Below are 12,785 nucleotides of genomic sequence, written 5' to 3'. Positions count from 1 at the left end.
TTACTATTCTGACTTTTAAGGAAAAATATGAAGATAAACAATTTACTCTGTGGTTTAGTTATCACACTGCTAGTATCAACGGCTGATGCTAAAACAATTGAGTTTGGCGGCGGTGCGAACATGAACAAGCTTGTTGCGGCCGCAGATGTATTGAAAAACTCGGAGCAGTTTACGGGAAGTGAGATCACGCTGTCAGGTGAAGTGGTAAAAGTGTGCAAAAAGCGTGGCTGTTGGATGACACTGAAGGTAGATAATGGTGAGGAAATAAACGTAAAGGTACGGGATGGCGATATGGTTTTTCCAATGTCAGCCATTGGCAAGCGCGCTTATGCGACTGGTGTACTTGAGCGGTTCGAGCTAGATATTGAGAAAACGAAGCGTTATTTGGCCCATAGAGCGCACGAAAACGGTGAAGCGTTTGATGCAAGCAAAGTCACTGAGGGGATGAGTCTAGTTAGGCTCAAACCGGATGCAGTAACGATTTTAGAAACGAAATAAAAGCTATTTCACAAGGACGGCGTACTCGAAGTTTGTACGCTGTGAATTTGGGCTGATCACCACTTGGTAAGTGTCAGCACCAAGCATCACATAATTCACCTTACCCACCTTTAGGGGTTTTGGTGTGCTATCTAAATCCATTATCCAGACACCAGTTTCGGTATCTGGTGCTAAATTTATTAAGGTTCTGCCGGCGTTATTTGGAATATATAAAGCGGCATTACTACTTTTACCCCAAATCGCTTTTAGTTTGTGGTTTTCCGACACCAATGTGTAATCCGCGGGACCAGAAGGGCGCATATCGGACTGGCGCTTGACTTCACACTGTTCGCATTGAATTGAAGCAGCGGAAAGATGTGTTTGCAGCTGCCCGTCAAAGATAATGCCCTCAGAGGCTATTTTCCACAAAGGTTGGCCTTCACCCAACTGATGACACCCTGACACCAGTAAAGCTGAAAATACTAAGCTGTAATATTTGTTAACAATAGGCACCGGATCACCAAACGAAAACTAGTTAAACCGGTACAAATAGTAGCTAATCTTAAGCGTCAATATAAGGTCTTAACGTTAACGAATGTAAAAGGTTACTTCATCAATTATTAAGACTAACTGCTACAGCCGCTGCCACAACTTGAGCCACTATTACAACTTGAGTTTGAAGAACTCGACGAGGAGGTACTGCTGTCGCCACTGTCCATTGACGTACACCCGATGTGCCCCGCATAGGTTGTGCTGCTGGAGTCGCCTTTGGCAATGGGCTCTCGAAAATCAGTTGCCGAGTAGTAATAGCCATTTGGAATATTAAGTAAAGCGTCAACTGCGAATAATATAGGTAAAGTAGCCGGTCTGCGAGGAGATATTCCTTCGATGCTACAGCAGGCTCTCCATGTTTTACGCAGACTGAGTTGAGCTTTGTTTTTCCCTTTCATTGCCTCAGATGGACAATGATGTAAGAAACGGTCAAAAGCCTCATAGCAAAAGGAATGATACTCTTGTGTGTGTAAAATAAATTCATGCCACAGCGCATCGACAACCTGGGAGGGCATAGCTAAGGACTGATCTTCGAGCAATAAGTTCGCTTGGAAAAACTGCTTAAGGCCCAATTCAACCTGTGTAAGTTGCTCATTGGTAAGCTCAGGATAATGTTGACTGAGTTTGGGTCTTAAATGCGTGAGATCGTAATCTTGAATAAAACTACGTCTACGCGCCGTCGTTTTTACTTTTTGATATTGTAATACACCAACAAAGACCACAAATACCGCAACAAGTAGAAGAAATCCAATCATGTTATTTCCCTATATTTTTGCGTCCTAGACTGACCGAATGTGTAGCGTGTGTCAATAATGGGAAATATTAGAAGCAAGATAGCTTGCCTCTAATTGATTTGATTGTAAGTTTCTTAAATAACCTGAGGTTTGGATAAGGAATGTTCCAACTCATTGCTTCTAAAGAATAACTTGGTTTTTTCCTTGTCTAGCCAGAGAGTTTTAGGGAAAACACCGCTTCCGCGTCCTGCTCTCGCTAAGGTACCTACATCCTGTAGGCAAGGCGAATTTACGCACCAATAGCTGGCTATTGGAAGTGAATTCAACGCAGTTAGCGCTAAAACTGGCTGCTAGAAAGGCATTAATTATCCGCAGCTCAGGTTAAATACTCTGTTTGACGTATTCTCCGGGGGCATCGTAAATCCCCGGTTGTTCATCACTTTGCGCGGCACGGGCTGGAACTTGCTCTGGGTTTATTTGATGTAACCACTGTGCCCAATGCGACCACCATGACCCGCTTTCATGCTTTGCCGAGGCAAGCCACTCAGCGGGGTTCTCGTGGTCTTGTCCATCAAACCAATAACCATATTTGTTTGCACTTGGCGGGTTGACCACTCCGGCAATATGACCTGACTCCCCAAGCACAAAAGTGAGCGGGCTGCTGAGTCTTTTGGCGCCCTCAAAAGTGCCTTGCCACAGCGCAATATGATCGTCACGGGTAGAGAGAAAGTAGACAGGTTGCTTTACTTTACTGAGGTCAATTTTAGTGCCACGAATACTGACAGACTTGTCTTCAATAAGCTGATTATTAAGATATAAGTCCCGCAAAATAAAGTTGTGGCAGGCCGCTGTTAGATTTGTACTATCACTATTCCAATAGAGTAAATCTAAGTCAGCGGGCGCTTTGCCTTTGAGGTAGTTATTAACGAAGTAATTCCAATACAAGCTGTTTTCTCTCAGCATACTAAAAGAAGTACCGAGCAGATGCCCAGACATCACGCCATTTTGATTATTATACTGTTCTAGCGCATTAATGGTGGGCTCATTTATAAATGCGCCAAGTTCACCTGGCTGTGAGAAATCTAAAATCGTGGTCAGCAAGGTTGCACTTTTTACTCTTTGTTTCATGCGCTTAGCAGCAATATAGGCCATACATGAGGTGAGTAGAGTACCGCCGATACAATAACCCACAGTATGGATTTGTGTTTCGCCTGTTTGTTTTTCAGTTTGCTCTAAAGCACATAACACACCGTCTACGACGTAGTCGTCAAACGCAATATTTGCCATGCTTGGATCTGGGTTTTTCCATGACATCATTAACACGGTATAGCCTTGTTCAAGTGCCCATTTAACCATGGAGTTATCTGCTCTCAAGTCCAAAATATAGTATTTATTAACAAATGGCGGCACGATAAGCAGGGGAGTCTTGTGTACTTGCTCCGTAGTCGGATGATATTGGATCAATTCAAACAAGTGGTTTTGAAATACCACTCTACCCGGTGTACAAGCTAGGTCTTCCCCGAGTGTATACGCATTTTCATTGGTCATGCTGACTCGGAGCATTTCAGTACTTTTGGCTAAATCTTTTTTTAAGCGCGCCAGTCCATCGAATAGATTTTGTCCGTTACTTTCTAACGTCAGCTTAAGTAATTCAGGGTTGGTTGAAACAAAGTTGCTCGGTGATACTGAATTAACGGACTGTCTTGCAAAAAACGCTAATCGCTCTTTAAGTTTTGGGTCGAGGCCTGGAGTATTTTCAATGGTGTTTTGTAGTGATTGTCCAAACCAAAGATAGCTTTGTTTAAGGTAGTTAAACCAAGGATTTTCTTGCCAATCAGGGTCTACAAAGCGTTTGTCTCCACGTTCTGGGCTAATAATGTCTTCTTTATCATCGGTAGTTTGTGGCATAAAACTGTTTTGAAAAATTGCAAACTGAGTCTGCCACCACGCATTTTGCTGTTTAATAAAGGTTTCCGGTTGCTGATTGAGTGCACTGAGCCAGCTTTGTAAGTCGGCTTGGTTTTGCTCATTTAATGCATTTTGTAATGGATTCTCTTTACCAAAATGTGTCGCTGCGAGCTGCCACAATTCTTGGTTATATTGCCACCACGCAGTTAACCCTTGCTCAATATTTTCTTGAGTGCCCATACAGGTAGATCCTTTGTGTTGTTTGAACGGGTAAGGCGACCTAAGTCGCCCAAAATTGCAGGTTATTGCGCTTTCGCGGTTTTTAGGGTTTCTTTGCCAAGAGATTCTAAGCTGTCTTTAAATTCTTGACCTAATTGAGAAAGCTTTTGACCATCTTGGATCATCTGTTGGCTTAGAGCGTTTAACGCGTTCAACTGACTTGCGTTAAAATCCATCATAGATTTTGCATCTTTGATTTCAGTCGCTTGCTTTAGCTGCTCAATGGATGTTTTAGTGATCTGTTCAGCCGAGTGCAGCTGAATTTTTGAGAGTGCTTCGATGTTTTTTGCTACGATTTGGTTAAACTGTACCGCTGGTGCAAAGAATTGCTCAGTTTGTTCGTTGAATGTTTTGAATAAATCGCTGTACATGGTCTTTTCCTTGTTATCGATTAAATTAACACAATGGATGATAGTGATCAGTTAGCACCACCGAACATCAGGGACAGCTCGCTCCCTCGGTGGTATTTAACCTGAGGTTTTTTAGGTTATTGCATATATAGGCCGCCATTGAGCGACAGGGTTTCGCCAGTAATGTAACCGGCTGCATTTGATGCTAAGTAAGCAACTGCGGCTGCAACTTCGTCAGGCGTGGCTAAACGTTGCATCGGTACTTGTGCTTTTATGCTATTTAATACGTCTTCACGCATGGCGCTTACCATAGGCGTTTCCGTGTAGCCTGGCGCTACTGCATTGACGGTGACACCGCTTCTCGCACCTTCATAGGCTAGCGCTTTAGTAAACCCAATCATGCCCGCTTTCGCAGCGGAATAATTTGCCTGCCCAAATTGACCTTTTAGGCCATTAACGCTAGAGATATTAACGATACGACCTTGCTTATTAGCGCACATTGCCGCAAAGACAGGGTTGGTCATATTAAAAAGGGAATTTAGATTGGTGTTGATCACCTCGCTCCATTGCGCGTGGGTCATTTTTTTAAACGCTGAGTCGCGTGTGATCCCAGCGTTGTTTACGAGTAAATCGATATTACCAAATTCTTGTAGGACCTGAGTCATCGCTGCGTGGCATTGCTCAGCGTTAGTCACATCCAAGAATAAAGGTTTTACTGCAGCTGGATTTATTTGTAGCGTGTTAAGCCAGAGATCAAAGTCGGCCTCATTACGCCTTTCGCTTGCTATCGCTATAACAAAAAAATCTTTTTCAATGAGTGTTTTCGTAATAGCAGAACCAATCCCACCAAAGGCACCAGTTACCACTGCAATTTGCTTGTTTTCCATAACGCTCCCGCGAAAAAAAGAGGCTATACCAACATACTTCCTAGCCGAGTTAGCTTATCGAGTATTTTTGCTGGTATTTATGACAAATTGGTCGCGAGTTGATGTCAGTTTGAAGACAGCGGAAACGAAATTAGGAACGCACAACATAAATTTAATTAAGTTTTTTCCAGCTTTTCCGATATGTATAACAATCAGTGTCTATCCCAAGGAGTGAAAATGGATATTCAAATACATCAAGGTGGCTTATCACCGTTAAAGCAACTGGCTGAGTTGAAATCACAGGGCTCGGCTCAAGCTGCTTCCAACCAGTTAGAATCGCAATCCCAAAGCGATGTGGAGGAAAAGCAAGATGTACCCGCGATGCTTTCCAAAGAACTCGATGACGAAGCGGCTGGTTATAAGGAAGATAACCCTGTATTTAAAGAGGATTATGAAAACTTAGAAAAGGCAATGGACCTCATTCAAGCGCAAATTCGTAAGCTCCAAGAGAGAATTAATAAGCTAATGCAGTCCCAAGAGCAGCGTTTTTTACGGGTCGAACAGCTCCCAGACGCGACTAATGATGAGCAGCAAGCTTTAATCGAACATGTAGGCAGTAAAAAGTATCGTGACCAAACAAAAGTAGATGAAGTGAAAGTGCTTGAAGAGCAGCTCTCTGAATTTAAACAGCAAGAAGCGGAACTTCGCATCCAGATGTTAAAGATGATTTTAGCGGAGCGGGAGCGATTAGAGGAGCTTAAACGTAAAGGAAAACGGTAGAAATCAGATAAAGGTCATTAATAAATCATCAGAAATTCAAGAGAATTTTGCTGAAATTGTTACCTTACCCACTCTCATAAAATAATCTCTAACAGAAGAAAGTGAGTAATAAAAATGAAAATAAACATTGGTTTAGCGCTGTTGATGATATCAATGTCTGCTAAGAGTTATGCGCAGCTTATATCCGGTCCTTATCTTGGCCAAACACCACCTGGGGACACGCCTCAAGTATTTGCGCTTGGCACGGTGTCAACAGAGCACAGAGATCACAATGCATTTTTCTCTCCGGACATGAAAACTTTTTATTTTACGCGGAAGGATCTGAACGTGAATCGTTGGAGTTTGATCGCATACGAGCAGCGAGGTGAACAGTGGCATGAAACGACTGTAGGTCCAAGAGTTGGCAGGCCATTACTAGCACCAGATGGCGTGACCATGCATATGGGGAAATATGTTATGACGCGTCGAGAGGGGAGCTGGTCTGAAGCCAAAAGTCTTGGTCCAATGTTTGATAAAGAAAGCTGGGGGATCATGCGGTTAAGTGCATCTGCGAATGGTACGTATGTGTTTGACGATTATAAAAGTGGCGATGTTATTAGGATCTCTGAGATGAAAAATGGTCAACGGCAAAGACCGGTTAAATTAGGTTCTGAAATTAACACCGGTCTATATAATGCGCATCCATTTATCGCGCCCGATGATTCTTACATTATATGGGACGGGGTTCGAGATTCAGGGTTTGGTAACTCAGATCTTTATATCAGCTTTCGTTTGAAAGACGGTAGTTGGGGCGAAGCGATTAATTTGGGAGACAAAGTAAACACGAATGCGCGGGAGGCGTCAGCGAGTGTAACACCCGATGGCAAATATCTGTTCTTTAACCGTACAACACCTTCACGAGATGCTGATATTTTTTGGGTTGATGCTCAGGTAATCGAAACGCTAAGACCTGCCAATTAACTTATTGGCATACAGCGCACAGTGATTACTTCGGTGTGCGCTTTATTCTTTTCTTTAAGTTAGTCAGAGTAAGCTGCTCAACAATGTTATCTAAAAAGTGAGCTTGAGCTGCCGTGATGTTGAAGGGCAATGCTTTAAACCTAAACTCGTCACTAAATCCCTGGTCAATAGCTTGTTTGAAATAGTTCTGAGCCTTGTCATTTTGCTGATGGTAAAGGCTGATGAGGCCGAGGCTAAAGACCAATTCAGGGTCTTGGTTGCCGGTCTTTATCTGGTTGGCAATATCATTGGTATATTTACTTATTGATTGATGCTTAGCAGTGAGGAGTGCCAAGTATAATTGACTGAATAATGCGTATTTACTGTGCTTTTCAACCGTCAGCGCTAAAACATTGGTCGCTTTATCATGATGATTGTTACTTAGATAAGAAAGGGCTGTGAACCAGTTTAATGTCTGGGAATTTGGCGCGGCTTTGGCTAATAAATTAAGTTGTTGGATGGCTTGTTCATGCCGCGCTTGTTGCTGCAAAAACTGGACGTGTTCTAGTTGTATCCAAGGAGATGCCTTTACTTCAGGACTGGGGTTGACAAGTACCTTGTTAAACCAGTTGGCCATATGCATTTTGCGCAGGCAGTGGAGGTAGCTAGCAACTACTTTGGGTTCGCTGGGAGAAGCCTCATAAGCTTGGCGTGCTAGTGGGTATGCATCAATGGTATTGCCTTGCAAGAGATAGGTTTCGGCAAGATGTGACTTTAACAAAGGCCAATTAGGCGTATTTGCTACGGTGTCATTTAGAATTTTTTGCGCTTGTTGGTAATGCCCTTGAAGCGTATGTGCTTGAGCCAAAAGCAGTTTTGCCGACGGACTATCGGGGGTTAAATTCAGTGCTTTTTCTGTATTGTTCCGGCTTTTTGTCAGCGCGTCTGCAACCTGATTATATAAATTATAGTCGCTCAATAATGCTCGACTCAATCCCTTATAACTCTCATCTACATCTTGTGATGTAGTGATGCTTTGCTGATACAGCGCTATCGCCCGTAAATTATCTTCTAAAGTTTGTTGGGTAAAGTGTTGTTGGGCGATGCTCAATGTTGCGTCATAGCTTGTTGAAGAAAATGGTGAGGTAAAAGGGGAGTGATATATACCAATAATGCACGCCAGAGCTAGGCCGATACTTCCGCCGGCTAGAGTCGTAAATCGCTTTACTGCTGGCGCTTGCGGTTTATGATTTATCTCATTAACGGTTGCACTAAAGCGGTATCCGAAGCTGCGTTCAGACACGATATATTCTGGTTTATTGGCATCATCTTCAAGGAGCTTTCGTAGCCTTGCTATTTGTTTTTTAATCGCATCATGAGTCACGACTCGACCAAGCCAAACTTGTTGTTCTAATTGCTGGTGGCTCACAAGGTGAGGTGCATGCTCAATCAGGTTCAGCAACAATCTATGCGCGAGCGGTGTCAGTACATGAGATACATCGCGATGACTGATGGTGCGAGAAGATACATCAAAATCCCATTTTTGATTCAACTGATACTGCAAGTTATAAATCCTGTATTTTTTATTTTATTGATTTAAATGCTTTTAATTGTTCTGTCACGCAATGTCACCAAAGCCCACTGGCAAGCCAACATTAAATACGTAGAGTAAGACTCGTCATAACAATAAACAAGGATTTACATGAAAGCATTACCCCATTTACTGTTATTTTTATGCCTGTTTTCTATGCCCGCTCAGGCGACGACTCAACTGCAAAAACAACTAGATGACTATATCGCGCAGTATCACCAAATTAAAGAGTTTGATGGTGCCGCTTTGGTTGCTCGAGGATCTGAGGTGTTACTGCAGCAAGGTTATGGATTTGCCAATGTAGAGTGGCAAATAGCAAATCAACCCAACACTAAATTTAAGCTAGCATCAGTGACCAAGCAGTTTACGGCACTTTTGGTATTACAACAGGTTGAGAAAGGAAAGATTGAGCTTGATGCCAACATTTCCAGCTATTTACCCACATACCGAAAGGATACGGGAGGCCAAATTACCATAAGGCAGTTACTTAATCACACGTCAGGCTTACCAGATGTGTTTCAACACCCCGAATTTCGTCAGGTGCAAAGTCACAACCCTTATAATCGCGATGAGTTTATCGACCATTTTTGCTCAGGAGACTTGTTGTTTGAGCCGGGCTCTGCGTTTCGTTACAGCAATGCCGGCTACACTATACTTGGACGTATCCTTGAGCTTGTGAGTGGAAACAGCTACTGGCAACTACTTGAAAAGCAAATATTAGCACCGCTAGATATGAAAGAAACTGGATTTGCCGATCATAAGCAGGTAATTAAAGGCCTAGCGAATGGTTACGATACCACGTTAAAGGGGCTCAAACATGCCGATTTTATTGACATGACAGTGCCTTTTTCCGCGGGCGCAATGTATTCAACGGTGCAAGATATGTATAAGTGGGAGCGTGCATTATACACAGATAAACTATTAACGCCTGAAATCAGGAGATTGTTATTTACCCCTTCCAAACACAGAAATTACGGATTTGGCTGGGAAATCACCAACAAAGGAGATGACAGTCAAATTAAAACGCTGGTTCACCATGCCGGTGGAATCCCAGGGTTTGGGGCTAAGATTGCAAGAGTATTGGAGGACAAAACGGTTATTATTTTACTGGATAATACAGGCGGCGCACCATTGACACAGATGGTTGATGGCATACTTGAAATCCTTGCAGGTAAAGCTGCAGCATCGCCCAAGTTAAGTTCATATCGGCTGCTTTTTGCAACGATTTTATCTGACGGTGTTGAAGTTGCGATTAAAAGCTATCAGCACCAAGCTCGTGCGGGGAAGGGGTTAAGTGAGCGCCAACTAAATCGCTTTGGGTATCAATTATTGGAAGTCGGTTATTACGACGCCGCAATTGAATTTTTCAAATTGAATGTTGCGGCACACCCAAAAAGCGCGAATACCTATGACAGTCTCGCTGAGGCGTATCTTATTAAAGGAGATAAAACCAATGCACGTGTTACTTACCTGCAGCTATTGCAACTAGATAGTAACCATGAGGCGGCTAAGAGATTTGTAGAATCCGTCCTAAAGTGAGCGCTGCAATCAACTTTTGCTATGTCTGTTACCGAGCATTGTTTTTTTGATGATAGAGTGCCTCAATTATATAGCGCCTAGCCGTACCTAGGCTTAGGCGCTATTTATCCATTATGGCGGTATTTTAGAGCGTAAACTTGTCGACTTGCGACTTTAAGTCGTGGGCAAGTTTACTCATTTCATTACACGCCGTCGCGGTTTGGTTGGCGCCTTCGGTCATTTCAACAGCCGAGTAATTGATAGTCTCGATATTTTTGTTCAGCTCCTCTGAAACCACAGATTGCTGATGACAAGCTGACGCGATCTGTGTACTCATGGCTGCGATGCTATCAATTTGAGATTCAATTTGATGGATCATATTGCCGGCGACTTCTGATTGCTCAACGCAAAGTGCAATACCCTGCTCACAGCTCTTGGTTGCCACGCCGGTTTCCTTCGACTTGGTTTGTAGGTCGTTGACGATTTCAACAATTTGCGTGGTTGAATCTTGGGTGCGTTGGGCCAGTGAGCGGACTTCATCCGCAACAACAGCAAAACCACGTCCCTGAGCACCTGCACGAGCAGCTTCAATAGCAGCATTTAATGCTAATAGATTCGTTTGCTCCGCGATTTCTCTGATTACGTCAACAACCACATTAATGTTGTGTGAGTTTTTTTCGAGATTATTGGCAAGTTCACCTGCAGATGTGACTGTTTGTGCAACGTCTGAAATATGATTGATATTTGATTTAAGTGCGTCGCTGCCTTCTCTGGCTTTTTCACTTGCCTGATTTGCTGATTCAGCGCCCATTTCTGTACTTTTAGCCACTTCACTAATCGCCGCTTGCATCTGTGTCATCGCGGATGCGACGGATTGCAGCTCATTTTGCTGTACATTCATACCTTGTGCATTCTGGTAAGAAATGGCATTTACTTCTTCTACTGCCGCAGTTAATTGAATGGCTGAGTCATTGATCATGGTGATTAAGGCGTGTAACTGTGAACGCATTTTATCTAAAGATTGGGTCAATAAACCGAGCTCGTTCTTACCTGTATCTTCAAGTGCAATTGCGTGATTTAGCTCGCCACGGGCTATCTTACTCGCAAGATCCACGGATAAAGCAAGCGGTGTCTTAATCGCTTTACTCAAAAGTATGCAGATAATGACTATGGTTACTGCAACGAGTAATCCAGAAATCGCTAAAGTAAATAGGGTGCTATTAACTGCTGATATAGCCGAGCGCTCAGAATTTTCAACACTGCTATCATTTAATGCTTCCAGTTCACTAAGCTCAGACATGGCGTTGGCAAACAGAGGGTAGCTATCTAAAATGATTCGATTTGCTTCTTTTGCGTTGCCACTTAGGATAAGGCTTTCGTAATGATAAGTCGCATTGACGTATCGCTGCCAAGCGGTAATAAACGCATTGAACAGTGCCTTTTCTTCTTTGCTGACTGGCAATGATTGATAAAATGCTATCTTGTCATTCAATGACTTCTTCAGATCTCTTAAAATAGCAAGCCAGTTGTGCACCTCTGGGTCTTCAGGGTTTAATGCAGTACTAAACTCATCTTTACGTATAGTTGCTAAGTCAATTTTAATGTCTTTAATGGTTTCCATAGATGGAATGCTGGTTCTGACTATGTCGTTCAGATTGGCGTTCACTTCTTTCATTCCTTGGTAGCTCATCAAGCCAACTCCAATGAAAATGACAAAAAGTAAGGTGAAACTTAACGTTATTTGGTTAGAAATAGATAGTTTTTTTAACTGCATTATTGAAGCTCAATGAATCCATGGATGATGATTGATATTTAAAGGGGCAGTATTGTATTTGAAAAGCAGGTGATATTAATAATTAAATGTTTTTTGCTAATGTTTGCAGTTTGTATTATTTGTTGATTATATTTTGTGTTTTAGATTTGTGATTTTTTAGCTGAAAGTAAGTGTGGTTTTTTATCCTTTTTATGTGGTTTTATTTTCTAAAAAATGTCCGGTTTTTAACTTTGCCACATCACTTGTTTTTTTGTTTTAAATCTTTGTTTTATGGAGCTTTATAGATAGCGTTGAACGATGAGATTGGGGTATGTAGCCTAGGTGAATTAAAATTCACCAAAATTTTAGTTGTAGAAATCTGCATAATATTGATTTAGTTCAGTTGTTATGAAGTAATAGAAGCGCTAGGACTATTTAGACTTCATACCTTTTATCTCGTTGCCTAGTCATTTCATCAAGTACCATTTGGATCATCTGTTGCTTTACATCAGCATGCTGTGATTTAAGTTCATCAAGTTGTTGGGTTAAAATCTCAATTTCTTTTTCTGTTTCATTATCGCGATACTGTTTTGCGCCGGTATGCTCATATCTCAGGGTATCTTCTTGTGTTGTTGGGATATCAGCATCGCTTACTGTGGATACCTTTATAGCTCGTTGCAGAGGTGTTTTTTTTAACTCGCTAATAAGCTGTTGTAAATGTTGGATTTGCTCTTTCATTAGGGCTTCTGACTGCTCTAACATTTCATATTGTTGCTTAAAATTAGGGTTGTTACCTTTGTATTTCTTTGCCTTTTTGTCCATAAACTCAGTCAGTATGGTTTCATTTGCTGGTTTTTCTTCCGTTTCCTCTGTGGAGTTACTTGTGGCAGTGGGTGTTTCGTTGTTTGCGTTTAGTGCGTCGGCAAAGTGATGTGGCTTCATTTGAATTTCCATAACGTTATCCTTGTTATCTCTATTTCTAACTGTATCGGAGTATTTTCTGATTTCTTTAGCTGTTTGGTTAATCCCCGCTAAGCT

12 protein-coding genes are annotated in these 12,785 nt (G+C 42.2%); 4 read left to right on the top strand and 8 right to left on the bottom strand.

Features of this window, described 5'->3' with window-relative positions:
* Nucleotides 1–27 precede the first annotated feature (27 nt).
* The gene (locus tag L3V43_RS01615; RefSeq protein ID WP_237115847.1) at nucleotides 28–498 is read left to right on the top strand and encodes a DUF4920 domain-containing protein; all 471 of its coding nucleotides are present in this window, start codon (nucleotides 28–30) and stop codon (nucleotides 496–498) included.
* 3 nt (nucleotides 499–501) lie between these two features.
* Here the strand turns inward: L3V43_RS01615 and L3V43_RS01610 are convergent, their stop codons facing one another.
* The 5 genes from L3V43_RS01610 to L3V43_RS01590 all read right to left on the bottom strand — a co-directional run bounded on the left by L3V43_RS01610 (nucleotide 502) and on the right by L3V43_RS01590 (nucleotide 5,187).
* Nucleotides 502–990 (bottom strand): hypothetical protein, encoded by a 489-nt coding sequence (locus tag L3V43_RS01610; RefSeq protein WP_029215865.1) that lies wholly within the window; start codon nucleotides 988–990, stop codon nucleotides 502–504.
* Nucleotides 991–1,103: 113 nt separating this feature from the next.
* Complete coding sequence (locus L3V43_RS01605; RefSeq protein ID WP_102057264.1) at nucleotides 1,104–1,784, bottom strand: hypothetical protein; 681 nt, start codon at nucleotides 1,782–1,784, stop codon at nucleotides 1,104–1,106.
* A gap of 360 nt (nucleotides 1,785–2,144) precedes the next feature.
* Nucleotides 2,145–3,911, bottom strand: coding sequence for a class I poly(R)-hydroxyalkanoic acid synthase (gene phaC, locus L3V43_RS01600; RefSeq protein ID WP_102057263.1), 1,767 nt, complete (start codon nucleotides 3,909–3,911; stop codon nucleotides 2,145–2,147).
* A gap of 62 nt (nucleotides 3,912–3,973) precedes the next feature.
* Nucleotides 3,974–4,321, bottom strand: a complete 348-nt coding sequence (locus L3V43_RS01595) for a phasin family protein (RefSeq protein ID WP_017216260.1) — start codon at nucleotides 4,319–4,321, stop codon at nucleotides 3,974–3,976.
* A gap of 116 nt (nucleotides 4,322–4,437) precedes the next feature.
* Nucleotides 4,438–5,187 (bottom strand): SDR family oxidoreductase, encoded by a 750-nt coding sequence (locus L3V43_RS01590; RefSeq protein WP_010606554.1) that lies wholly within the window; start codon nucleotides 5,185–5,187, stop codon nucleotides 4,438–4,440.
* Nucleotides 5,188–5,403: 216 nt separating this feature from the next.
* On the opposite strand from L3V43_RS01590, the gene L3V43_RS01585 reads away from it, so the two are divergent.
* Nucleotides 5,404–5,946, top strand: coding sequence for a hypothetical protein (locus tag L3V43_RS01585; RefSeq protein ID WP_237115848.1), 543 nt, complete (start codon nucleotides 5,404–5,406; stop codon nucleotides 5,944–5,946).
* A gap of 114 nt (nucleotides 5,947–6,060) precedes the next feature.
* Nucleotides 6,061–6,906 carry a hypothetical protein gene (locus L3V43_RS01580; RefSeq protein WP_237115849.1) on the top strand — a complete coding sequence of 282 codons (846 nt, stop codon included), beginning with the start codon at nucleotides 6,061–6,063 and terminating at the stop codon, nucleotides 6,904–6,906.
* A 25-nt stretch (nucleotides 6,907–6,931) separates the two neighbouring features.
* Here the strand turns inward: L3V43_RS01580 and L3V43_RS01575 are convergent, their stop codons facing one another.
* Nucleotides 6,932–8,449, bottom strand: coding sequence for a winged helix-turn-helix domain-containing protein (locus L3V43_RS01575; RefSeq protein WP_237115850.1), 1,518 nt, complete (start codon nucleotides 8,447–8,449; stop codon nucleotides 6,932–6,934).
* A 138-nt stretch (nucleotides 8,450–8,587) separates the two neighbouring features.
* Here L3V43_RS01575 and L3V43_RS01570 point away from each other — a divergent pair, with 138 nt between their 5' ends.
* Entirely contained in the window at nucleotides 8,588–10,015 is a 1,428-nt protein-coding gene (locus L3V43_RS01570; RefSeq protein ID WP_237115851.1) for a serine hydrolase domain-containing protein, read from the top strand.
* A 124-nt stretch (nucleotides 10,016–10,139) separates the two neighbouring features.
* Here the strand turns inward: L3V43_RS01570 and L3V43_RS01565 are convergent, their stop codons facing one another.
* Nucleotides 10,140–11,768, bottom strand: coding sequence for a methyl-accepting chemotaxis protein (locus L3V43_RS01565; RefSeq protein ID WP_235366608.1), 1,629 nt, complete (start codon nucleotides 11,766–11,768; stop codon nucleotides 10,140–10,142).
* Between the two features lie 414 nt (nucleotides 11,769–12,182).
* Nucleotides 12,183–12,701, bottom strand: coding sequence for a hypothetical protein (locus L3V43_RS01560; RefSeq protein ID WP_235366609.1), 519 nt, complete (start codon nucleotides 12,699–12,701; stop codon nucleotides 12,183–12,185).
* Between the last annotated feature and the right edge of the window lie 84 nt (nucleotides 12,702–12,785).

Source organism: Pseudoalteromonas sp. L23, from assembly GCF_021728455.1.
Lineage (GTDB): Bacteria > Pseudomonadota > Gammaproteobacteria > Enterobacterales > Alteromonadaceae > Pseudoalteromonas.
This window is presented reverse-complemented; position numbering and strand designations above follow the sequence as displayed.

Bases quoted from the DNA above. Each gene is read 5' to 3' on its own strand.
- L3V43_RS01615 (WP_237115847.1), top strand. From the start codon at position 28: ATGAAGATAAACAATTTACTCTGTGGTTTAGTTATCACACTGCTAGTA.
- L3V43_RS01605 (WP_102057264.1), bottom strand. From the start codon at position 1,784: ATGATTGGATTTCTTCTACTTGTTGCGGTATTTGTGGTCTTTGTTGGT.
- phaC (WP_102057263.1), bottom strand. From the start codon at position 3,911: ATGGGCACTCAAGAAAATATTGAGCAAGGGTTAACTGCGTGGTGGCAA.
- L3V43_RS01595 (WP_017216260.1), bottom strand. From the start codon at position 4,321: ATGTACAGCGATTTATTCAAAACATTCAACGAACAAACTGAGCAATTC.
- L3V43_RS01590 (WP_010606554.1), bottom strand. From the start codon at position 5,187: ATGGAAAACAAGCAAATTGCAGTGGTAACTGGTGCCTTTGGTGGGATT.
- L3V43_RS01585 (WP_237115848.1), top strand. From the start codon at position 5,404: ATGGATATTCAAATACATCAAGGTGGCTTATCACCGTTAAAGCAACTG.
- L3V43_RS01580 (WP_237115849.1), top strand. From the start codon at position 6,061: ATGAAAATAAACATTGGTTTAGCGCTGTTGATGATATCAATGTCTGCT.
- L3V43_RS01570 (WP_237115851.1), top strand. From the start codon at position 8,588: ATGAAAGCATTACCCCATTTACTGTTATTTTTATGCCTGTTTTCTATG.
- L3V43_RS01565 (WP_235366608.1), bottom strand. From the start codon at position 11,768: ATGCAGTTAAAAAAACTATCTATTTCTAACCAAATAACGTTAAGTTTC.
- L3V43_RS01560 (WP_235366609.1), bottom strand. From the start codon at position 12,701: ATGGAAATTCAAATGAAGCCACATCACTTTGCCGACGCACTAAACGCA.